This is a genomic window from Candidatus Spongiisocius sp., from assembly GCF_965221825.1.
Taxonomy (GTDB): domain Bacteria; phylum Actinomycetota; class Acidimicrobiia; order Spongiisociales; family Spongiisociaceae; genus Spongiisocius.
Genome location: NZ_OZ244917.1, coordinates 15,627 through 36,951 on the forward strand (window position 1 = coordinate 15,627; position 21,325 = coordinate 36,951).

At 66.1% G+C, this 21,325-nt stretch carries 20 protein-coding genes; 12 read left to right on the plus strand and 8 right to left on the minus strand.

The genetic code is table 11. The features are described from left to right. Complete coding sequence (locus ACOQPD_RS00070; protein WP_420612873.1) at positions 1-2,439, plus strand: D-alanyl-D-alanine carboxypeptidase; 2,439 nt, start codon at positions 1-3, stop codon at positions 2,437-2,439. 48 nt (positions 2,440-2,487) lie between these two features. Here ACOQPD_RS00070 and ACOQPD_RS00075 read toward each other — a convergent pair whose 3' ends face one another. After that, positions 2,488-3,606, minus strand: coding sequence for a YncE family protein (locus tag ACOQPD_RS00075; protein WP_420612874.1), 1,119 nt, complete (start codon positions 3,604-3,606; stop codon positions 2,488-2,490). Between the two features lie 611 nt (positions 3,607-4,217). Between ACOQPD_RS00075 and ACOQPD_RS00080 the strand changes: the two genes are divergently transcribed. The 3 genes from ACOQPD_RS00080 to ACOQPD_RS00090 are packed head-to-tail and all read left to right on the plus strand — an operon-like array spanning position 4,218 to position 6,543. Further along, on the plus strand, positions 4,218-5,078 hold the full coding sequence (locus tag ACOQPD_RS00080; RefSeq protein ID WP_420614405.1) for an amidohydrolase family protein: 861 nt from the start codon (positions 4,218-4,220) through the stop codon (positions 5,076-5,078). Further along, entirely contained in the window at positions 5,075-5,803 is a 729-nt protein-coding gene (locus ACOQPD_RS00085) for an SDR family NAD(P)-dependent oxidoreductase (RefSeq protein ID WP_420612875.1), read from the plus strand. The genes ACOQPD_RS00080 and ACOQPD_RS00085 overlap by 4 nt, the downstream gene beginning before the upstream one ends. Continuing rightward, positions 5,800-6,543: an SDR family NAD(P)-dependent oxidoreductase gene (locus ACOQPD_RS00090; protein ID WP_420612876.1), complete on the plus strand. Its 744-nt coding sequence runs from the start codon at positions 5,800-5,802 to the stop codon at positions 6,541-6,543. The genes ACOQPD_RS00085 and ACOQPD_RS00090 overlap by 4 nt, the downstream gene beginning before the upstream one ends. Before the next feature lie 29 nt (positions 6,544-6,572). Here ACOQPD_RS00090 and ACOQPD_RS00095 read toward each other — a convergent pair whose 3' ends face one another. Continuing rightward, entirely contained in the window at positions 6,573-9,053 is a 2,481-nt protein-coding gene (locus tag ACOQPD_RS00095; protein ID WP_420612877.1) for a leucine-rich repeat domain-containing protein, read from the minus strand. Positions 9,054-9,520: 467 nt separating this feature from the next. Between ACOQPD_RS00095 and ACOQPD_RS00100 the strand changes: the two genes are divergently transcribed. After that, on the plus strand, positions 9,521-10,243 hold the full coding sequence (locus ACOQPD_RS00100) for an aspartate/glutamate racemase family protein (protein WP_420612878.1): 723 nt from the start codon (positions 9,521-9,523) through the stop codon (positions 10,241-10,243). Between the two features lie 26 nt (positions 10,244-10,269). On the opposite strand, the gene ACOQPD_RS00105 is transcribed toward ACOQPD_RS00100, so the two are convergent. Both ACOQPD_RS00105 and ACOQPD_RS00110 read right to left on the minus strand, forming a co-directional pair. Continuing rightward, complete coding sequence (locus ACOQPD_RS00105) at positions 10,270-11,175, minus strand: LysR family transcriptional regulator (protein WP_420612879.1); 906 nt, start codon at positions 11,173-11,175, stop codon at positions 10,270-10,272. Positions 11,176-11,270: 95 nt separating this feature from the next. Continuing rightward, positions 11,271-12,611: a YeiH family protein gene (locus tag ACOQPD_RS00110; protein WP_420612880.1), complete on the minus strand. Its 1,341-nt coding sequence runs from the start codon at positions 12,609-12,611 to the stop codon at positions 11,271-11,273. 7 nt (positions 12,612-12,618) lie between these two features. Between ACOQPD_RS00110 and ACOQPD_RS00115 the strand changes: the two genes are divergently transcribed. Beyond that, entirely contained in the window at positions 12,619-13,542 is a 924-nt protein-coding gene (locus tag ACOQPD_RS00115) for a DMT family transporter (RefSeq protein WP_420612881.1), read from the plus strand. Between the two features lie 70 nt (positions 13,543-13,612). Beyond that, complete coding sequence (locus tag ACOQPD_RS00120) at positions 13,613-14,500, plus strand: DMT family transporter (protein WP_420612882.1); 888 nt, start codon at positions 13,613-13,615, stop codon at positions 14,498-14,500. A 33-nt stretch (positions 14,501-14,533) separates the two neighbouring features. On the opposite strand, the gene ACOQPD_RS00125 is transcribed toward ACOQPD_RS00120, so the two are convergent. After that, positions 14,534-15,178, minus strand: a complete 645-nt coding sequence (locus tag ACOQPD_RS00125) for a nitroreductase family protein (protein ID WP_420612883.1) — start codon at positions 15,176-15,178, stop codon at positions 14,534-14,536. Positions 15,179-15,516: 338 nt separating this feature from the next. On the opposite strand from ACOQPD_RS00125, the gene ACOQPD_RS00130 reads away from it, so the two are divergent. Further along, positions 15,517-15,714, plus strand: a complete 198-nt coding sequence (locus tag ACOQPD_RS00130) for a cold shock domain-containing protein (RefSeq protein ID WP_420612884.1) — start codon at positions 15,517-15,519, stop codon at positions 15,712-15,714. Positions 15,715-15,955: 241 nt separating this feature from the next. On the opposite strand, the gene ACOQPD_RS00135 is transcribed toward ACOQPD_RS00130, so the two are convergent. After that, complete coding sequence (locus tag ACOQPD_RS00135) at positions 15,956-16,594, minus strand: response regulator (RefSeq protein ID WP_420612885.1); 639 nt, start codon at positions 16,592-16,594, stop codon at positions 15,956-15,958. Further along, complete coding sequence (locus tag ACOQPD_RS00140) at positions 16,591-17,739, minus strand: PspC domain-containing protein (protein WP_420612886.1); 1,149 nt, start codon at positions 17,737-17,739, stop codon at positions 16,591-16,593. The genes ACOQPD_RS00135 and ACOQPD_RS00140 overlap by 4 nt, the downstream gene beginning before the upstream one ends. 161 nt (positions 17,740-17,900) lie before the next feature. Here ACOQPD_RS00140 and ACOQPD_RS00145 point away from each other — a divergent pair, with 161 nt between their 5' ends. Together ACOQPD_RS00145 and ACOQPD_RS00150 are read left to right on the plus strand one after the other, a co-directional pair. Further along, on the plus strand, positions 17,901-19,124 hold the full coding sequence (locus ACOQPD_RS00145; protein WP_420612887.1) for a PspC domain-containing protein: 1,224 nt from the start codon (positions 17,901-17,903) through the stop codon (positions 19,122-19,124). Beyond that, the gene (locus tag ACOQPD_RS00150) at positions 19,121-19,387 is read left to right on the plus strand and encodes a hypothetical protein (RefSeq protein WP_420612888.1); all 267 of its coding nucleotides are present in this window, start codon (positions 19,121-19,123) and stop codon (positions 19,385-19,387) included. The genes ACOQPD_RS00145 and ACOQPD_RS00150 overlap by 4 nt, the downstream gene beginning before the upstream one ends. A 36-nt stretch (positions 19,388-19,423) precedes the next feature. On the opposite strand, the gene ACOQPD_RS00155 is transcribed toward ACOQPD_RS00150, so the two are convergent. After that, complete coding sequence (locus ACOQPD_RS00155; RefSeq protein ID WP_420612889.1) at positions 19,424-20,443, minus strand: hypothetical protein; 1,020 nt, start codon at positions 20,441-20,443, stop codon at positions 19,424-19,426. Positions 20,444-20,640: 197 nt separating this feature from the next. Between ACOQPD_RS00155 and ACOQPD_RS00160 the strand changes: the two genes are divergently transcribed. Together ACOQPD_RS00160 and ACOQPD_RS00165 are read left to right on the plus strand one after the other, a co-directional pair. Further along, the gene (locus tag ACOQPD_RS00160) at positions 20,641-20,916 is read left to right on the plus strand and encodes a type II toxin-antitoxin system Phd/YefM family antitoxin (protein ID WP_420612890.1); all 276 of its coding nucleotides are present in this window, start codon (positions 20,641-20,643) and stop codon (positions 20,914-20,916) included. After that, on the plus strand, positions 20,861-21,307 hold the full coding sequence (locus ACOQPD_RS00165; protein ID WP_420612891.1) for a type II toxin-antitoxin system VapC family toxin: 447 nt from the start codon (positions 20,861-20,863) through the stop codon (positions 21,305-21,307). Before ACOQPD_RS00160 ends, ACOQPD_RS00165 begins: the two co-directional genes overlap by 56 nt. The last annotated feature ends 18 nt before the right edge of the window (positions 21,308-21,325 follow it).

Below are 21,325 nucleotides of genomic sequence, written 5' to 3' on the forward strand. Positions count from 1 at the left end.
ATGGCTGTTCGTGTCGATCGGCGCCGGGTAGAGGCTGCCAGGCTGCGTTGCGCGAGGGGCGTGGTCGCCGTCGCGGTGGCGGTGGCGATCACGTCTTTGATGCCGCCCGGAGTGGCGTACGGCGCGTCCCCGGATGCATCGGCGCAGGCCGGCCAGGAAGCGAGGGATCGTCTCGCGGAGGAGTTCTCGGCCGTGCTCTCGCTGCGGGAGGCGCCCGACTCGATGTGTCTTTCGGTGACGCTCGACGGCGATCCGATCTTCGAGTCGCGATCCGGCACAGCCTTCACTCCCGCGTCCTTGATGAAGGTGGCCACCGCCGCGGCCGCCTTCGAGGTCATGCGCCCGGACGAGGTCTTCACCACGGAAGTGTTTGCCCGTACCGAGGACCTCGAGTCGGTCACCGACGGCGTGCTGAAGGGTGACGTGTACCTCGTCGGGCAGGGCGATCCCGTGCTCTCCACGCCCCGCTACGTCAATCGATACGGGGTGCCCGTGGCCCACACCGACATCACGAGCCTGGCCGACCAGGTGATGGCCGCCCTCCGTGCCCGCGGCATCAGGAGGATCGAAGGCCGGGTGGTGGGAGACGAGTCCTGGTATCCCGACAAGGAACGCGACTACTCCGGGCAGGTCCTGGCCGGACAGACGGACCCGGTGTGGAAGCGCTCCTTCGTGACCGCGAACCACTCCGGACCACCGTCGGCTCTGCTACTCAACAGCGGTTTCTCGCGGTATTCCGGCTCGGTTTCGGGCGCCGGCCTCCGCCAGAGTGTGCGAGCCGCAGTGCCCGCCCAGCACGCCGCCTCGGTATTCGACGATTTCCTCGAGGCGCGGAGGATGGTGATCACGCGGGTGCCGGTCGCGGGCGTGGCGCCGGTTCCGGGCGAACGGACGATGCTCGGCGCGGTCGATTCTCCCCCGCTGTCCGAGATCGTGGCTCGCATGCTGACCCGGTCGGACAACACGATCGCGGAGATGATCCTGAAGGAGATCGGACGCCGGGGTGGGGGCTCGGATCGCGCCTCGGCGGCGGCCGGGGTTCATGCCGTCCTGCGCGACAAGCTGGGGCCGGCGGCCAACGGGTTGCTGATAGCCGACGGTTCGGGCCTGTCCTACTCCAACCGCCTCACGTGCGGGGCTGTCGCCGGATTGTTGGTGGAGGCGGGCCCCGGCTCGCCGCTTGTGGAGGGTCTGGCCGTAGCGGGCGAGACAGGCACGTTGAAGAACTGTCACCCGGTACGGTCTGCGAGCGGCCACGGCCAGCTCCTTACGGTGAAGGGAAAGACGGGCACGCTGGACCACGTGACCGCTCTGGCCGGGACGGCCGTGGCGGCCAGCGGCGAGACGATCACGTTCGCGATGATCGTCAACAAACCCGCCGTGATCCTGCTCGGTACCTGCAACCGCCTGCGCAGGACGCTGCTCAACGCTGCCGCCAACTACACGTACGGTCCCGCGCCGACGGGTATTCCCGTCCATGCCGGCGATCACGCAGCACTCGTCGCGTTGTTCGACGGTACGGGCGGGGACGGCTGGTTTAACGCGTGGGGCTGGAAGACGGCCGCGCCGCTGGGCCGGTGGCACGGTGTGTCCACGAACTCCGAAGGACGGGTGATCGGGATCGACCTGAGCGGACCGTTCGGTAACGGTCTGACGGGATCGATACCGGAAGAGGTCGGTGAGTTGAGCGAGCTTGCCCGGCTTGACCTATCTGGTAATGACCTGACAGGCAGCCTTCCGGCCCGGATAACCGTCCTGCCAAGGCTCACAGACCTGCAGCTCTCGGGTACCGGGGTGTGCCTGCCCCGGTCGCTGCAGTCTGCCGGATCCATTATCACGGGCTGGCTCGGCGCGGGTCTGAGAACGTGTGCTTCGTCGGTGGACCCCCCGGCTGAAGCGAGGTTCGTGGACATGACGGGGGGTACTCATGCCGAGGCGCTGCAAGCCCTGGCTGAACGGGGGATCCTCGACGGCACCGAATGCCGCGCTGAACACATCTGTCCCGACCAGGCGATCGAGCGACGGACGGTGGCTGTGTGGCTGGTGCGGGCGGTCGACGGCGTGGATCCGCCCGCGGCCGTGGGGACAGGGTTCGCCGACGTGGACGGGGACGGATGGTGGGCGCCGTACATCGAACGGCTCGCGGCGCTGGGGATCACCAAGGGTTGCCACGTCGAGCCGCTGCGCTACTGCCCTGACGGCCCGGTCACCCGCAGCCAGATGGCCTCGTTCCTGGTGCGTTCCTTCGGCCTCGGACCGGCCCCTCCGGCAGGGTTCAGCGACACCGGCGGCAGCACCCACAAGGATGCCATCGACCGTCTCTACGCAGCCGGGGTCACGGTCGGTTGCGGCACGGACCCGTTGCGCTACTGCCCCGACCAGCCGGTCACCAGAGAGCAGATGGCTACATTCATCGCCAGGGCCCTGGACCTCGCCTGAGCACACGGACCGGCCGCCGGACGGTCGAGGCAGGAAGCACGAGCCCGGTCATCCGCCCTCTGCGTACACATGGATCGGACCCGAGTAGGTCGACACCCACACCTCGTCGTTGAAGGCGTCATAGGTGATCCCGATGGGCCGGGGAGACGTATCGAACTCTTGGAGTATCGTGAAGTCGCTGGTACGGATCTTGCTCATCGTGTGTGACCTGTAATTGACGACATAGAGGGCCGTACCGTCGGTGGATATGTCCATGGTGCGGGGCGCGTCGCCGGTCTCCACGCGGCGGATGACCTCTCCAGAGCCGAGATCGACCGCGACGACGGCGTCCTCTCCGTTCAGCGTGGCGTACAGGGTCATGCCGTCCGGACTCAGCACGAGATGGCGTGGCGAGATCCCGACATCACGTATGTAGGTGGGAACCGGCTCCGCCGCCACTTCGGGAGCGTCCGACCCGGGCGAGAAGGCCGAGAGGTCGATTACGGCTATGCCGGTGGACCCCATCACGGCCACGTAGGCGGTCCTGCCGTCGCCCGTGATCGCGATGCCTCTCGGGTGGCGGCCGACATCCACTGTCGCGAGCGTCTCCTCGGCGGCCAGATCTATCACGGTGACGTCGAATCCGCACCAATTGGACACCAGCAGCAGCCGATCGTCCGGCGTCACGGCCAAGTGCTTGGGTACGGGACCGACCGGATAGAGACGATCGATCTCGAATGTCGTAGCGCTTACCCGGTATACGAAGCTGTCCTGCCCCTGGTCCCTGCCGCACGAGTCGCTGCCCGCCTCCGGGTCGTATCCGGGCCCGTACATCCGGTAGTTGGACACGAACGCGAACGAACCGTCCGACGTGAAGGCTGCTTCCACGGGTGATCCCCGGTAGACGTCTCCGGCCACGTCGTACCCGAACTTCCTCAGGTTGACCGAATCGTCGATGGTCGCGACGAGTTCCTTCCGGTGGTCGAGAACCGAGATCGTGTGCCGGTACATCATGTTCTGGGCGAAATACAGGCCGGTTCCGGACGCCACCACCGACTTGGGGGCGAAGTCACCGTCAATACGGGTGACCGGATACAGCACGAGCTGATCGTTCGGGGTGCGGCGAGCATCCCGCGCCGCCGCTCCGTACACCGCGATGGCGCTTGCGCTGCCGAAGGGCATTCCCATCGCCGGAGGCTCCTCTTTAGCACCGGAAGCAGCGGAAACGGTTGTGTATCCGACGGTTGCCGGTACGTCGGCTGCCTCGGTCGAGGAACTATCCGGATCTCCGGCGTCGTCAGCAGATGCGGTGTCACCAGCACGCGTTACGGAGGCTGTCCCGTCCTGAGCGCCTACGGCATCGACTGCCGCGCCGGCGCTCCCGGTCGTGGTAGGCGCTATGGAAGCAGAATCCACCGTCGCGCGGCCGTCGTCAGTCGCGGCGTCGATACCGGTGGTGGTGGGGGCGGAAGTTCTTGTGTTCACCACATGACCCGCAGTGTCGGATCCCCCGCAGGCGAGTACGAGCAGAAGGCCGACACTCACAGCCGCAACGCGGGTACCAGGATTCACCTCGATCGAGGGTAGTTGAGGTCCTGCCGGAACCAACCGCTCGTAAGGCTGAATCGCAGCAGGGGTCTCTGTCGCCTGCTTTGATCGACGGTCTCAAACCGGCGGGGGGAGATAGGGTCACCTCCGGACGCGAGCGGGGCGGGTAGCCTCTTGGCGGCGCACGATGACGGAGGAGGCAGGTGTATGGGCATGTCCATCGGCGATGACCGGAGCGCGCGGTGGCGGTGATGGAGACCGTGCCCGAGGGGATCATCGACGCCCGCTCGCGGCCGCCCATCAAGGCGTTCATCGAGGACCGCACCTACACCAACCTCACCAGGACCCTCGGCAACGTGGCCGCTCGCGGATGGACGATCACCCCCGCCATGCGGCACGCCGACCTCGACGGCTATCTGGGAGAGGTCCGGGAGGCGGGGATCGTGCGGGCGGGGGTCCCGGCCCGGGCGCCGAACAAGTGGTGGGGCGGCAAGGGCAACGATCCGGTCTTCGAGGCCGAGGAACAGAATCCTGATCTCTTCTTCGTGTATGCGGCGGTAGATCCGATGCGGGAGGGTGCCGCGGAGTCGGTTCAATCGCTGGTGGATCGGGGTGCCCGTGGCATCGTCCTCGAACCGGGGATCTGCGACGTGCCCACCTACGTGGATGACCCCGCCATCAACCCTGTATACGAGGCCTGCGTGGCCGCCGGTGTCCCCGCCCTCGTCATGGGAGGCGGTGAAACCGGGCCCGACCTGAGCTTCTCCGACCCGGCGAGGATCGACCGGGTGGCCGTTCGTTTCCCGGGACTGACCGTGGTCAACGTCCACGGAGGCTGGCCCCACGCGCAGGCGGCGCTGGGGGTGGCCTTCCGCCGGGCCAACGTGTGGATGCTTCCCGATGTGTACTTCCCCGGGCTGCCGGGCGAGGCGGACTACGTGAAGGGAATCGCCACCTTCCTCCAGGACCGGTTCCTGTTCGCCACCGGATACCCGTTCTGCCCGATCCAGGAGACCATCGACCGCTATCTCGGGTTCGGGCTCTCCGATGACGTGCTGGCAAAGGTGATGCGCGGCAACGCCCTGCGCCTGTTCGGATTGGACGGATCGTGACCGGCTCAGCCGGGGGCGTGGTGGTGGTCACGGGAGCCGCCAGCGGGATCGGCCGGGCCGCGGCGGTGGCGTTCCATCGCCAGGGCGCCGTGGTGATGGCCATGGACGTGAACCGGGCCGGACTGGCCGATCTGCGTTCCGAACTGGGCGACACGACCCGATGCGTGACGGCCGTTGCCGACCTGACCTCGGGTCCTGACATCGTGTCCGTGTTCGAGCAGGTGGAACGGATGGGAGGATGCGAGGTACTGGTCAACGCGGCGGGCATCGGCGTCTCCCTGCCCTTGCTCGACCACGCGGATGAGGACTGGGACAGGGTCCTCGATATCAACACCCGCGGCACTTTCCTTTGCCTGCGGGAGGCGGCCCGGCAGATGACGGAGCGGGCTGGGGGAGCGATCGTCAACGTCGCCTCGGTGGTGGGTATCTACCCGTCACCGATACCCGAGATCGCCTACGACACCAGCAAGGGGGCGGTCATCCAGATGACCCGGTCGGCGGCCCGGGAGTTGGCGCCCCATGGAGTGCGGGTGAACGGTGTGGCGCCGGGGCCGGTGCCGACGAACCTCTACGGCACCCCGCCTGAGCAGCCCGAGGTGCCGATGCCGCTCGGCCATGGCACCGTGGACGATGTGGTTGACGCCATCCTGTTCCTCGCTTCCGGGAAGTCCCGCTGGATAACGGGCCAGACGCTGGTCGTGGACGGCGGGTGGCTGCTCAGGTGAGCGGGATAGCCATCGTCTCGGGAGGCGGCCGGGGGATCGGGGCTGCCACCTGCCTGAGACTCGCCGAACGGTTGGACGCCATCGGAGTGATCGACCGTGACCGGGGTCCCGCCGAGCGGGTCGCGGCGGACCTGCGGGCCGCGGGGAGGATCTCGGAGGCGCGGGTCGTCGATGTCACCGACGTGGAGGCGGTCGGGGAGGCGGTGAACAGTTTGGTGACCGCCATCGGGGGTCTGGACACCGTGGTGGCGGCAGCCGGGAACATGGTCGGCGGCAGCGTTGAGGAGATGTCGCTAGCGGCCTGGTCCTCCGTCCTGGATGTCCACCTGACCGGCTCCTTCGCCCTGGTCAGGGCTGCGCTTCCCGCCCTGCGAAGGTCGTCCGACCCGAGCGTGGTGCTCGTTTCCTCGATCGCTGCCCGCGGGATAGCCGGGCATGCCAACTACGGAGCGGCCAAGGCGGGCATCATGGGTCTCACCCGTTCCCTCGCCCGGGAGCTGGGACCCGAGGGCATCCGGGTCAACGCGGTGGCGCCCGGCTTCATCGACACCCGCATGACACGGGACGGCGCCATCGACAGAGGTCTCGGCTGGGCGGAGTTTGCAGGCCGGGCGGCCGCCGCCTCGGCCCTGGGTCGGATCGGTCAACCGGAGGAGGTGGCCTCTGTGATCGACTTCCTGGCAGGCCCGGACAGCAGCTACATGACCGGCCAGGTCGTATACGCAGCCGGTGGGCTGTAGGTATTACTGCTAGCCGAGCCGGCCGGTTGTCACGGCCCCGCCTCACCGGGTTCCCGCGTCCGCGCGTCCGGCGACACGGGGCAGAAGTCGAGTCCGATTAGTAACAGGTCCTCGCCGACGAGGTCCAGCGATTGCCACCCGGTGGGTAGGCATCCGCTCAGACGGTTGCCCGCCAGGTACAGGTGGGTGAGGCCGGTCAACTCACCCAAACCCGCAGGAACCTCACCCGTCAGGCGGTTGCGGCTGAGGTCCAACTCCTCGAGCCCGGCCATGTGACCCAACTCGGCAGGGATCTCTCCCCTGAAGCCGTTGCCGCCTAGGTGCAGCCGCACCAGGTTGGTCATCTCACCGAGTTCTCCGGGTATCTCACCCCATAGGGCATTGTGCTCGAGGTTGAGCGTCGTGAGCTTGACGAGCCTGCCGAGTTCGGCGGGTATCGGCCTTTCCAGGCGGTTGCTACCGAGGTTCAGCTCGATCAGGTTGGTGAGGTTGCCCAGTTGGACCGGTATGTGTTCGGTCAGTTCGTTGTGGTGGAGGTCCAGGTACTCGAGGCTGGTAAGCCGACCGAGTTCGGCGGGTATCTCGCCCCACAACCAGTTGTTGGCGAGGTCTAGGCGGACCAGGTTGGTGAGGTGGCCGAGTTCGGCAGGGATTTCGCCGCTCAGGTAGTTGTTTCCGAGGGACAGGCTGATCAGCTTCGAGAGTTCCCCCATTTCGGCGGGTATCTCGCCGGACAACCGGTTGTCTTCGAGCCGGAGATGGACCAGGTTCTCCAAGCGGCCGATGGCGGCCGGTATAGGCCCGGACAGCTCATTGCCGGCCAGGCTCAGCCGGCTCAGGTTGGGTAGGTTGCCGCGGTCCGGGATTGGACCGGCCAGCCGGTTGTTACCGAGATCGACGTCTTCGAGCCGGCTCAGCGTGGCCAACTCGATCGGTATCGTTCCCGAGAAGCGGTTGTCGTTCAGGTAGAGCCTCTCCAGCTTCGTGAGGTCGGCGAGCGAGGCGGGTATCACACCCGAAAGTCGGTTGTTCCCGAGCAACAACTGTTCCAGACTCGCCAGCCCCGCCAGCTCATTCGGCAGGGTTCCCGACAGGTCGTTGCCCCCCAGATCTAACTGCTCCAGGGCTTCCAGGTTGCCCAGTTCTCCGGGGATCCGACCCGTGAGGTTGTTGTTGCCCAGGTTGAGCACCCAGAGCTTGGTGAGGCTGCCGAGTTCGTGCGGGATGGCCCCGGAGAACTCGTTGTTCCCCAGGTTGAGTTGTGTCAAGTTGTCGAGATCACCTAGCCAGGCAGGTATCTCACCGGATAGCCGGTTGTTGGAGAGCCACAGCCGCTCGAGCTTGGCGAGGTTGCGGAACTCGGACGGTATCTCTCCCGAGAACCGGTTGTTCTGGAGGTAGACCCTCTCCAGCTCCGGTAGCTCACCCAGCCAGGCCGGGAGGTCACCGGAGAGCCGGTTGCCCTGAAGCCACAGCACTCTGAGGTCGGTGAGATTGGCGAGTTCAGGCGGTAACTCCCCCGAGAGATCGTTTTGATCGAGATCCAATCGTCTCAAGTTCGTCAGCCGACCCAACTCCGGTGGTATTTCCCCGGTTAGACCGTTTCTCCAGAGATTCAGTATGCGCAGCCTCCGCAGGTCGCCGAGTTCAGATGGGATCTCTCCTCCCAACTGGTTCAGCCGCAGGTTCAGTATCCTCAGGTTGTCCAGTTTTCCGAGCTCGGATGGAATCGCGCCCGACAGTCTGTTCGAGCTCAGGTACAGCACGGTGAGATCGCTCAGTCCTCCGAGTTCGGCGGGTATGCCGCCCGAGAGTTGGTTGAAGCTGAGGTCCAGCCAAGTGAGGTTTTCGAGCTTCCCGAGCACGGGCGGGACAGTTCCCGACAGTCCGTTACTGCGCAACAACAGATGGGTCAGGTCGCTCAGCATTCCTAGCTCGACCGGAACCTCGCCGTAGAATCCGTTGCTACTCAAATCCACGACCCTGAGCTCGCCGAGGGACCCCAGGAAGGCCGGCACCGGTCCCGAGAGCCTGTTGAAATGCAGGTTCAGGTCGGTTAACTCGGTCAGCCGGGCGAATTCGACCGGAAGCGGCCCGGACAGCAGGTTGTCCCCCAGATTCAACACTCGTAACCCGGTGAGATTGCCGACTCCTGGTGGGAGGTCCCCGGATAGGTAGTTGTTCTCCAGATCGAGCACCTGCAGTTCACTGAGATGACCCAACTCGGTCGGAAGCTCGCCCGTCAGCGCGTTCGATGGAAGAACCAGTTCGATGACCCGACCTGCATCGTCGGTCGTGACACCCTCCCAGTCACTGATCGGCATGTCCTCCAGCCAGTTGCGGGACTTCGCCCATCCCGGGCCGTGCGTAGCGTGGTAGAGCGCTACCAGGGCGTGACGATCTCCGGACGCAGCTGCCGACGCCGTCGCTGCGATCTCGGATGCCGCGTGAGCCGACGGCGATATGGCGGATTGCGAAACGAGGAGGGACAGCGCCACTGCCGTAGCCACCGCAACGATCGGGCGGCGTACCCGCCCGGGACCCCCCGTGGAGTGACAAGGAGGCATTTGGTGGAACGGCATTTTTGGGTACTCCTTGAATCAGCGGACGGTTTCGTATCGGGAGGGTCGAGAGCCCGTGCGAGGCGGCCTAGACGACCCGGCATAGTTCAGGGAATTGACCGCGAAGAGTCGGTGGATCAGCCCCAACCTTGTCCTGCAGATCTACCCCGCTCGGGGAGGATAGGCGCGCTGACTCGTGCGCACGGATCAATCCGGTGTCAGGGCATTCTCCCGGCATGGTGAGTAAGGATGTCAGGGGAGGGACGTGCGTCCGGCTGGGGCAGGGTTGACTGGTGGAGTGCGCTCACCAAACCGCTCGTTGACCCCGAGCGGAGACGGCAAAATGGCTTCGCGACCATCCGCCCGCCTGGCTCTCCCCTAGGCTCGGGCGACCGAGCTACCCGAAGGAGTCGAGTTTGCGGGCCCGGATACTGGTCATCCACCCGATGGGGACGGACATGTACAACGAGTGGACGCTCAACGTCCTCGGATCCGCCGTATCGCCAACGACGGCTCTCTCCGTCCGTCATCTTCCCGGTCTACCCGAGACCCCTTTCGTTCCGGAACCGGAGCTCTGGAGGGATGAGTTCTTTGCGGCCGTGGTGGCAGCGGAGAGGGACGGGTTCGACGTAGTGTTGTCGGCTTGCACGTCCGACCCGCTGGTCAGGGAGGCCAAGCCGCTGGTAGGTATCCCGGTTACCGGTCCGTTCGAGGCCCTCTCCCACACCGCTCCGGCGATGGGGCCGTTGACCATCATCGCGAGTGGGTACAAGATCGACACGTGGGCGCCCCGGGCCGTCGCTCACGGCTTCGACCCCGGCATGGTGAACGTCCGGATGGCGGATTTCTCCCACCCGGATCCCGAGACCGCCGAGAGCCTGTTCGCCACCGATGTCGGGAAGCTGCGGGACGTCGTCATGGCGGAGATGGAACGGGCGCTTGTCGAGGACGGAATCGAACAAGCCCGGCGCGCGGTGGAAGAGGATGGGGCGGCGTCGGTGTTCTTCGCCTGCTCCCTGTGGTCCGGAATGCTCGGTCGGGTGGTCGAACAGGTTCAGGGCGTGGCGGTGCTGGATCCCCTGGTCATGCCTCTCAAATACGCCGAGTACCTGGCGAGGGTCCGGCACTCGGCGGGTTGAAACGGCCTCGGTCCGGAGCGCTGCCGTCAGTCGAAGGGCGGGTGGTGCCGTAGGAGTTCGAGGAAGCGCTCGATCAACCCCAGGCTGTCCGAGTCGGAGCGGTAGATGGCCGTCAGCACTCGGCGCGGGATCACAGGCTCGTCGATGTCGAGCACCGCCACATCGGCCGTCTGGGACATGGTGACGGCTCTCGGGACCAGGCTGATCCCCAGGCCCAACTCGACGCAGCGAACCGCCGTAGCGAGCCAGCCGGTCTCGATGGTGGGTTCCACGCTGATCCCGGCTCGAGAGAAGGCCTCGTCGATGACCATCCGGAGGGCGTAGGGCCTGGGGAACAGGATCAGAGGCTCATTGCGGATCCGATCCAGCGGCACGGCGCGATGCCCGGCCAGTTCGTGGCCGATCGGAGCGAGTATCACCCAGTCCTCCTCGGCGAGGACCACGGACTCGATACCGGTCCCGAGCGCGCTGTGAAAGGAGCGGTCGAGGACGCTCAATATGCCCAGGTCGAGTTCCCCGAGCCCGATCTGGAGGAGGGCCTCGGCCGTCGGGATGTCCCGTAGCCGCACCTTCAGTCCGGCCTCCTCCTGCTGGAGGGAGTGCACTACTTCGGGTAGCCGCATGAAGAGCGGTCCCATAGTGGCACCGACCCGCAGGACGGGCCCTCTCTCCTCGCCCATGGGCGCCTGCCGCTCGATGTCGGTGGCCATCCTGAGGAGCCGCTGGGCAGGCTCGAGCAGGCGCCGGCCGGACTCTGTCAGGTGGGCGCCGTGGCGGCCCCGTTCGAACAGGCGCGTGCCGAGTTCCTTCTCGAGGGCGGCGATCTGCTCGCTGATGGTGGACTGGGTGAGGCGCAGCGCGTCGGCGCCGGCGGTGAAGCTTCCCCTGGCGGCGATCTCCACGAAGGCACGGAAGTGTCGGAACTCCGCCATACCGTCCATGCTGGCGGAACCCCGGCGAGGATGCAATCGGCCCCGGCGGCCTACCTCGCGGCGGTCGAGAGATCGGTTCCCCTCCGGCTACCCGATCAGAGGTCGGGAACGGCGAAGATCGCTCCCCCGAACAGGATGGTGGCCACCAAGAGCGTCCAGACGATGTTGGCGGCCTGACCGAGCAGGAAGGCGGCGGCGGGGCGGCCCTGGTCCATCGACACCAGGTCGCGGAAACGGGTCTCGAGACCGATGCAAAGGAAGGCGAGCGCGAACCACCAGGTGCGTATCTCCTTCATCAGCGCACCTGTCGAGTCCACCAACTCGGTGCCGAGGACGAACGAGAACACCAGTGACGCAGTGATGAACCCCAGTACGAACTTGGGGAACCTATCCCAGATCACCCTGGCCGTCGGTCTCGTGTCGCTGTCCTCTTGGCCCCTGAGCGCCCACCAGAGCGAGATGGCGAAGGCCGCCACACCGAGCAGGGCGTTCTGGGAGAACTTGACGATCACCGCCGCGTTCAGGGCCGAGTCTCCCAGTATCTCCCCGGCCGCGACGACCGCTCCCGAAGTGTCGATGGTCCCGCCCAGCCAGGCGCCTCCCACAATGGCGGGAATGCCGAGAAGCTCCACGACCCAGGGCATGACAACCGTCATCGGCACCGCCACGATGAGTACCAGCGAGGTGACGTAGGAGAGCTTCTTCCGGTCTCCGGCGATGGCGCCGCACGTGGCGATGGCTGCGGACACTCCACAGATCGACACCGCCGAAGCCAGCATGGTCGCGAACTCGTCGTCCACCCGCAGGCGCCTCGCTATGCGGTAGCAGAGGTACCACACCACCAGTACCACCAGCAGAGCCTGGGCCACGCCGAGTAGGCCGGCCTGGAGTATCTCGCCGAAGACGATGTTGGTCCCGAGGATCACCAGTCCGGTCTTGATGTAGTACTCGGTGCGGATCGCCTCCCGCATCCAGGTCGGAACGGCCCCCAGGTTGGAGATGAGAAGCCCGAGGACCAGGGCCACGATCACGTAGCTGATCCCCCATTGCCGCAGCGCATCGTTTCCGGCCACGAGCCGGGCCGCCCAGGCAAGGACGAACACGGCCGGGAATCCGATCAGGTACGGCTTTGTGAGGCCTCCCATCAGGCGGATCCCCGCCGCCGAGGCCGCCACTAGGAGAATCCCGATCGCCAGGGCTGCGGCCACGTCGCCCCACGAGAAGGCATCCGCCAACCGTGCGGCGGTCCACGAGAAGTCCGGGATGGCCGGCCTGACCCCCACCAGGACCAGGAGGATGAGGGCCCAGCCCTGCCAGACCGAGACCCAGTCCTCGGGAGCGAACCTGGCGGAGCGGCCCGGCGGCTCGGTCATCCGGCCCTTCCTCTCGGGTGCGTGTCCTGTCACGTAGCCGTGCCGGGGCAAGGCTACCCTCATCTCTTTGATGGCCTCCGCTCCCGGCCGATCGGGCCGGCCCCCCATCTTTTCCACGGCGCATGGATCACAGCCCGGAGCCTTCGGACCGGTCGAGTGGGCGCTGCTCGCCGGCGTCGCCCTCATCTGGGGATCGTCGTACCTGCTCATCGACATCGGGCTCGACTCCCTCGAACCGGCGGTGGTCACCTGGGTGAGGGTGACGCTCGGTTTCCTGGTGATGGCCACCCTCCCGGCCACGCGCCGCCCCGTGGACCGGGCGGACTGGCGGCGGATCACGGCTCTCGCGCTGGTGTGGACCAGCTTCCCGTTCCTCCTCAGTCCCATCTCGCAGCAACACATCGATTCGGCGCTGGCGGGGATGATCAACTCCCTCATACCGATCTTCGCCGCGTCCATCGCCATGGCCTTCCTGCGGACGCTGCCCGGCATCCGCCAGGTGTCGGGACTCCTGCTCGGGCTGGTAGGTGCGATCACTCTCGGACTTCCTGCCGCGTTGGAATCATCGGCGGCCGCGTGGGGCGTCTTCCTCGCCGTGGTAGCTGCGGGCTTCTACGGCCTGGGACTCAACCTGGCCATTCCCCTGCAGCAGAAGTACGGGGGGCCGGCGGTGATGATGCGTGTCATGGGAATATCGTCGGCAGTCATCGCTCCCTTCGCCTTGGCCGGCCTGGGGGGGTCTGCCTGGGAAGCGGCGCCCGTGGTAGCGGTCACGGTGCTCGGGCTCGTCAACACGGGGGTGGGGTTCCTGCTGATGGTGCTGTTCGCGGGGCGGGTGGGCCCGACTCGAGGGGGAGTGGCGATCTACTTCCTCCCGATCGTCGCCATCCTGCTCGGCACTGTCTTCCGGTCCGAAACCGTGCTCCCGATCCAGTGGATCGGAACCGCGGTGGTGCTGTTCGGCGCCTGGCTGACCAGCCGGCGCGAGTCCTGACCGGTCCCAGCCCGGTACCCTCGTTTCTCTCATGTCATCCCGACCGTCCCGTGGTTCCGGTCGTAGACCTGTGCTGTTCACCGCCCAGGGAACGCAGCTCGGACCGTTCGGCCTCCTCGAATGGGCCTTGCTCACCGGCGTGGCTCTTATCTGGGGCTCCTCCTACCTGCTCATCGAGATCGGGCTGGAGTCGCTGACGCCGCTGACGATCACCTGGGTGAGGTCGACCCTGGGTTTCCTGGTGTTGGTGGCCCTACCGGCGGCCAGGACGAGGATCGAGCGGAGCGACTATCCACGCGTGGTGTTGCTGGGGTTCACCTGGGTCGCCGTGCCCTTCTTCCTGTTCCCGATCGCCCTTCAGCACATCGACTCGGCTCTGGCGGGAATGCTGAACGCTCTCGTGCCCATCTTCAGCACCTCTATAGCGGTCGTGTTGATGCGGTCCCTGCCCCGGCTACGCATCACGGCCGGCATCCTCCTCGGCTTCGCCGGAGCGATAGTCATCAGCGTCCCGGCCGTCCGCGAATCGGCCCTCGGCGGTTGGGGGGTGTTGCTGGTGGTGCTCGCCACCTTCCTGTACGGCACGTCCCTCAACGTGGCGGTCCCGCTCCAGCAGCGCTACGGAGCCCCCGCCGTGATGATGAGGGCGATCGGGGTGGCGGCGGTCGCCACCGCTCCGTTCGGCCTGGCCGGCCTCTCCGGCTCGCAGTGGAGGATCGGCCCGGCGCTGGCGGTGATCGTGCTGGGGATCGTCAACACCGGTGCGGCGTTTGTGATCATGACCTCCTTTGTCGGACGGGTTGGTCCGACGCGAGGGGGTGTGGCGGTGTATTTCATCCCGATCGTCGCCATAGTGCTGGGAGTGACGTTCCGTTCGGAGGTCGTGCTCCCTGTCCAGTGGGCCGGTACCGGAGTGGTGCTGTTGGGCGCCTGGCTCGCCAGCCGTCGGGAGGCCTGACCGGGCCCGGCCGTTGCCGGCCGTCCAGAACTGTCAGTCGCCCTGCCAGCCGTCCCAGTGCGTGAACTCCCCGGCAGGAATCCTGGTGACGGGCTTGAAGTCATCCGCGGGATATCCCATCGGGAGCAGAGCGATGATCTGGGTCTCCTCCGGCATCCCCAGCGCGATCTTGGCGTCTTCCTCGAGGATGTTGAGAGCTGTGGTCAGGCACGTACCGATGCCGAGCGCCCGGGCCGCCAGCATCAGGTTCTGGACGCAGGGCATGATCGACGTGTAGACGGCCTCGGTGCGGATGGCCTTGAGGACTCCGTACCGGGGAAGGTTGTGCTTGTCCAGGTTCATCGCCACGACGATGAGCACAGGGCTCTCCTCGAGGTGGTCGCGGAGGTAGACCGACTTGCGGATCATCGTCTTCTCGAACGTGCGCTTGTCGGTCTCCTTGCGACCCTGGCGGAGCGGGTGGTCCAGCAGGAACTGCAAGCCCTCCCGGTAGAGGTCGGCGAGTCTTTGCTTGAGTTCCGAGTCCTTGACGACGATGAACTCCCATGGCTGCGCGTTGTGGCCGTTGGGCGCCCAGGTGGCCGCCGTCAGGATGGTGCGGATGTCATCATCGGATACGGGTTCCATCTTGAAACGCTTGACGCTGCGTTGCGTTCGCATCGCCTCGAATACATCCACGCCGCCTCCTCTTGACCGTTCGGGAATTCGGGATACCTACAACCTTAGGTTCGGGTTGCGTTCGCGCTGCGAAGACCCCACTACAGCACTACAGCCGCTCCGACCTCTTCACCTTCGGGGTCACACCCGGAGGTTCGGGCGTGGGTCGGGGTTCCGAATCCGGGTAAGCCTCAGCCGCCCGAAAACCGGAAGGCGTAGAAGATGTCGGACCGACCGGCCGAGGCGCCGAACGCGGGATGCGTGGTCGGCGGGCGCAACGCGGTAGGATTGCATTTCGAAATGGTCATCCAGATTCGAAACGGTCATCCAGACCGGCTTGAAGAGAGCAAGGTATTGATTTGCAAGGAACAGTCAAGTTTTTCGATAGCGAACGGGGCTTCGGCTTCATTTCGCGCGAGGGGGGTGACGACGTGTTCGTTCACTACTCCAACATTGTGGGTGAGGTCTACGGGTCTCTTGACAAGGGCCACAGGGTCGAGTTCGACATAGGGCCCGGCCGTAAAGGCGACGAAGCCCAGAACGTCAGGCGTATCTGACCGAACAGGTTTGATGGAGGCACAGGCCGGATCGGTCGGTGCCTCCTACGTTCTCGCCGCTGTTGGCAGCCGGCGAGGGTGGCATCGTGGTTTCTGTTGTTCCGTCGGATCAGGTCGGAGAACTCCGCTACATGAGACGCTGGCCGGACTGCAACAGCCGATCACCGAAGTCGACGTAACCGCCGTCCACCATTCGATACGAAGGTGCGGATCCATCGGCGCAAGGATCACCCGATGGCGATCAGACGATCCGTCTCCGGCTCGCCCAGTGGGCGAGTTCGTAGCGGTTGGTCAGCTGGAGTTTCCTCAGCACCGCAGAGACATGGGACTCGACCGTCTTGTGGCTGATGTAAAGACGGCGCGCCACCTGCTTGTAGGAGAAGCCGCGGGCGATCAGGCGCAGCACTTCCCGCTCACGGGTGGTCAACTGATCCAGCTCAGGGTCGGCGGGCTCCGGGATAGTGGCGGCGAAGGTGTCCAGCACGAAACCGGCCAGCATGGGGGAGAAGACCGCGTCCCCTGCATGGACCCGTCTGATCGCGTCGACCAGAGCCTCCGGACGGATGGACTTGGTTACGTAGCCGCGGGCCCCTGCCCGGATCATGGCGATGACGTCCTCGGCCGCGTCCGAGACGGACAGGGCGAGGAACTTCACGTCGGGATGGGTCTGGAGCACGTTCTCGAGGATCGCCAGGCCACCACCGCCCGGCATGTGCACGTCCACCAGTACCACGTCCGGGGGGCTGTCCCGCAGGGCGTCGATGGCATCGTCCACATCGCCTGCTACGCCGACGAGGTCGATGTCCTCCGGACCGGCTAGTTCCGCCCTGACTCCGGAGAGGAAGAGCCGGTGGTCATCAACCAGAAAGATTCGGATCATCGTGGCTCTCCTCCCAGACGCAGATGGACCTCCGTGCCTTCCCCCGGCGCTGATGAGACGGTGGCGGCGCCGCCGTTACTCTCCATCCGACCCACTATCGACTCGGTGATGCCATGGCGGTCGCCGGCCACCGCCTCGGGGTCGAATCCGGCCCCCTGATCGGAGATCCAGACATCGGTTGTTCCCTGGCTCACCTCGGAGTAGACGGAGACCCGGTCCGCGCCCGAATGCCGTGCTGCGTTGGTCAGCGCCTCGCCGGTAGCCGCGATGGTCGCCCTGACACCCTCATCGACGGGGCGGTCTCCCACGGTGACCACCTGGATGTGGATGTCGAAAGTCTGCTCGATCCGCTCGGCCTCCTCCTGGAGGGCGGCGGAGAGGAGCTCGGGACCGCCCGCCGGCGTAGTGTCGTAGAGCCAGCGTCGGAGCTCCCGTTCCTGGACCCGGGCCAGCGTCATAACCCTCCGAGGGTCGTCGGTTCGCTGGATCAGGGCCAGCGTCTGTAGGACCGAATCGTGGAGATGGGCAGCCATGTCTGCTCGCTCCTCCTGGCGGATCCGCCGCCGGCGTTCTGCTCCCAGGTCGGAAACCAGCCTCCACACCCATGGCCCGAGGAGCACCATCATGCCGACTCCGGTGATCAGCACCGCCAGCAGTACGGTGCCGACCGCGGGAGCAGCCACGTTGGCGAGGATCGACACGCCGATCAACAGCAGCACGACGCCGATCACCGTCCGGGCGCGGAACCGTCCGCTGTCCGGGTCGAACAGCCCCAGGATCGCCGAGCGGGGGTCGATATCGCCCCTGTCCATCAGGAAGGCGGTGCCGAAGCTCAGCGCCGCGCCCGGCCAGACCCATCCATCTCCGCTCCAGATCCCGAGGCCGCGCAGCAGCAGCAACGAACCGATGAACATCAGGACGTACGCCGCCCGCCGGTTACCGTCCGCCGGGGGACCGGGTTCCGGACGGGCGGCCTGATCGAGGGTCAGCGCCCACAGCACCAGGTATAGGAGTATTCCCAGCCCCCATACGAGTGCGAGGACCAGGAAGGCGGCCCGGACGTAGAGATCCAGGACGCCGAGCCGGTCGGCGATTCCTCCGGCCACGCCGGCCACCAATCGGTTCTCGTCCCGCCGCGCCAGCACCGTCGGGCCTCCTGTCTGGTATGGCTTGCTTCCGGCCTATGTTGGCATCGTCCGGGCGCGGTTCGGGGCCGGAACCGGAGATATGCCCCCGGCCTGGGGCCGGTCTGGGGGATGTTTCAGGGTGATTCCCCACGGACACAGCGCCCGGAATGATGGAAGATATGGATATGACCGACAGCAGCCATTCATCGCTCCGCAGACCCGGCGAAGGCCGCTGGATCGCCGGGGTGGCGCTAGGGCTCGCCCACCGACTCGGAATCGAGGCCTGGGTCGTCCGGGTGGGGTTCCTCATCCTCGTGCCGGTCGGGGGGGTCGGCATCTTCCTCTATGCAGCGGGTTGGCTCCTGATCCCGGATGAAGGCGAGCCTGAGTCGATAGCACGGGGATTGTCGGGCGACCGCTCGGCCCGCCGGTGGATGGGTGTCATCCTCATCGGCCTCGCGGCGGTCGTGTTGATTGCCGAGACCAGGCTGGTGAGGGGTGAGCTGGTCTTCGCCCTGGTACTTCTGGGGATCGGAGTGTTGCTGTATCGCGGCGACTTGGGCCCGCCGGACCGGCGGAGCCCCGAGACCGCAGACGTCCCGCAGGCGGCGCCGGACGACCAGGCCGAAGAGCCTCCGGCCGGTCCTCCCTCCTCCAGGCCCGCCGGCCCGCCGCCGGCGCCGCCGCGGGATCGCTCGTACCTGGGCCGGGTCACGGTCGGAGCCGCCTTGGTGTTGCTGGGAACCCTGGGTTTCCTGGACGCGGTGGTTCCCGGGTTCCACCCCTCCGTCCGTCACTACATGGTGTTGCTGGTGGCGGTCGTGGGTCTCGGGCTGGTGGTGGGCGCCTGGTACGGGCGCGTGGGCGGTCTCGTCGCTCTGGGTATCGTGCTCGTGCCCATGGCGCTGGTAACGATCGCATCGGACACGGTCGAGTTCAGTACGTCCCGTAACGGACCGGTGGTCCTGGTGTCGCTCGCATCGGACACGGTTGAGTTCGACACGTCTGCCGGAGACGGGTATCACCGTCCTGGCGGTGTGGACGAGATTCCCGATGCCTACCGTCTCGGTGTCGGGAGCCTGGTGGTCGACTTGCGGGAGGTGGACTTCGCGGGCAGGGTGGTTGAGGTCGAGGCCGAGGTCGGCATCGGTGAACTGACCGTCTACCTCCCCCAGGACGTTGCCGCCGACGTATCAGGACGGGTAGGGATCGGGTCGATCCGCACCTGGGACCATCTCGGAACCACCTCCAGGCAAGGGATAGGAATAACGTCGGACTACGTCTCCGTGGGCGCTGACGGAATGATCGTCCTTGACGCCAGTATGGGGTTGGGTGAGATAGAGGTCTGGGCGTTGCCCGGAGGGGCAACGCCCTCTACAACGGTCAATGTGGAGGACGGATGATGAAGCGCCATCCCTTCAACGTGTTCTCCTTCGGGTTCGGGGTGGTGCTGATCCTGCTCGCGGTCAGGCTGGTGGTTCCCGACGAGTTGAGCGGTATCGGCACGTTCCGGTGGCTCCTGCCGGTGGCCCTGGTGGTGGTGGGGGTCGCGATGCTCGGTTCCCTTTTCCGTCGGCGCGAGGCCGATCCGGATCCGGCCGAGGCCATGGACGGGGCGCTCGACGAGGATCAACCCGAAGACGCCACAGAGTCTGCTTCCACCTGACCCGGGCGGATCCTTCCGGGGCCTATCCGGTCATATTCATAGTTGCTTGCTCTGCCAGCCCAGGTTGGAGAGGAGCACGATCCCGGTCCCGATCAGGAGGGCCTGGGGGTTGGCTATGGACACCTCGGCGAAGAGCCACAACCAGAGCATCTGGAAGACCGGCGAGAAGAACATGATCCGCTGGACGCTCAGGCTCGAGGTCACGTAGAGGGAGTACCGGTGGCTCAGGGCCCCGGCCGCGTTGAACACTCCGGTCAGGGTCAGTAGGCCCACCAGGTTCCAGGTGAGGTCGAAGCTGTCGCCGGACGGAGGGAAGAACAGGAAGCCCCCGATCAGGGTCAGGGGTAGGGCAAGAATCCGTCCGGCCACTGCCGCGAACGTGGCGTTCCATACCAGGTCGTGGTGGTTTCGGGTCGGCCACCCCATCAGGCGGCCGATGGAGACGGTGCCCCAGAGGCTTCCGACGGCGGTGGCGGTGCCGAGGAACGCCAAAGCTATCCCCAGCCAGTTCAGAGCCCCGACCGCAGCCGTCTCCGACCAGACGACCAGGGCGGCGCCCAGGAAGGAGAGGAACATCAGCGTCCAGTGCTTGCCGCTGAGGACGTGGGGGGAGGGCCGCTCCCCGCTGGAGATCTTCCTACCCAGCCGGGCCGCCATCCAGACCATCCCGATCAGCATCAACTGGAAGATGATGGTCACCACCAGCGGATCGATCAGAGTCGCCGCCCACACCCAGAAGGCCAGGTCCAGGGCAAAGGAGATAGCCATCCAGAGGACCGGGGTTCGCAGCATGTCCAGCGGCTTCCGAACCCGAACGGGTTCTCCGGCTTCCCCCCAGTAGAAGAGCAGGCGCCGGGCCTTCTCCAGCAGGCGCTTGTTCCCGGCCGGAACAAGGAAGAAGACCGGGAGCAGCATCACGACCTGGAAGACCAGCAGCCATGAGCGCCAGACGAAGGGGTCGTTGCTGACATGGGTGAAGAGGTAGAGCAGCGGCAGCCAGGAGCCGGTCAGGACCGCGGACAAAGCCCACAACATCCCCTTGGTGGTCGGGTTCACCGGTCGAACGATCCTGTTCTGTGTCCTGTTTCCCAGGGGTCGCCGACGGCGGATAACCCTGAAGCGGCCGTCGGCGACGAGGCCGGACCGTACCCCGGAGGCTACCTGCCGGCGCCATCACTCCCTGGCAGCATGCCGCCCGGACTCGATTTGCGCTTCCGAGCCGGGCTCCTGGGGAATGTGCTACAATGTAGAACATGGCCGAGGTTGGAATACGCGCGTTGAAGCAGAACGCTTCGGCTGTGGTCAGAAGGGTGGCAGCCGGCGAGTCGGTGACTATCACGGATCGTGGGCGGCCGGTTGTCCGGATGGTGCCCACCGAGACGGATCGTATCGAAGCCTTGATCGCGTCGGGTCTGGCGCGACCGGCACTCCGCCCCCGCAGGGAGTTGGATCCCCCGGTTCGGCCCCGGCAGGGTGGGCCGCGACCGTCGGACGTGCTGGAGGAGATGCGCGAGACCGAGCGGTACTGACTTGTTCTATCTCGACACCTCCGCTGCGGTGAAGCTTGTCTTCTTCGAGCCGGAATCGGCTGCACTACGCAGTTGGTGGGATGCAGCGGATGATCAAGTGGTATCCAGTGATCTCCTGAGGACGGAACTGTTGCGGGTCACCAGAAGGGTGGATTCGGAACAGATGACGCGGGCGCGAGGACTACTGGATTCCCTGATCCTGCTGAAGCTCTCCACTGCGGTGTGCGAGCGGGCGGTCATGCTGGACCCTGTGGTGCTCCGTAGTCTTGACGCCTTGCACCTGGCGGCAGCCTTGGAACTCGGTGACGAAATGGAAGGCGTGGTTACCTACGACCGTCGCCTGGCGGACGGTGCCCGAGCCCTCGGCATCCGGGCCATCGCGCCTGGGTAGGGATTCGCTCCACCGGGT

Bases quoted from the DNA above. Each gene is read 5' to 3' on its own strand.
- ACOQPD_RS00070 (WP_420612873.1), top strand. From the start codon at position 1: ATGGCTGTTCGTGTCGATCGGCGCCGGGTAGAGGCTGCCAGGCTGCGT.
- ACOQPD_RS00075 (WP_420612874.1), bottom strand. From the start codon at position 3,606: ATGGGAATGCCCTTCGGCAGCGCAAGCGCCATCGCGGTGTACGGAGCG.
- ACOQPD_RS00080 (WP_420614405.1), top strand. From the start codon at position 4,218: ATGGAGACCGTGCCCGAGGGGATCATCGACGCCCGCTCGCGGCCGCCC.
- ACOQPD_RS00105 (WP_420612879.1), bottom strand. From the start codon at position 11,175: ATGGCGGAGTTCCGACACTTCCGTGCCTTCGTGGAGATCGCCGCCAGG.
- ACOQPD_RS00110 (WP_420612880.1), bottom strand. From the start codon at position 12,611: ATGAGGGTAGCCTTGCCCCGGCACGGCTACGTGACAGGACACGCACCC.
- ACOQPD_RS00115 (WP_420612881.1), top strand. From the start codon at position 12,619: ATGGCCTCCGCTCCCGGCCGATCGGGCCGGCCCCCCATCTTTTCCACG.
- ACOQPD_RS00135 (WP_420612885.1), bottom strand. From the start codon at position 16,594: ATGATCCGAATCTTTCTGGTTGATGACCACCGGCTCTTCCTCTCCGGA.
- ACOQPD_RS00145 (WP_420612887.1), top strand. From the start codon at position 17,901: ATGGATATGACCGACAGCAGCCATTCATCGCTCCGCAGACCCGGCGAA.
- ACOQPD_RS00150 (WP_420612888.1), top strand. From the start codon at position 19,121: ATGATGAAGCGCCATCCCTTCAACGTGTTCTCCTTCGGGTTCGGGGTG.
- ACOQPD_RS00160 (WP_420612890.1), top strand. From the start codon at position 20,641: ATGGCCGAGGTTGGAATACGCGCGTTGAAGCAGAACGCTTCGGCTGTG.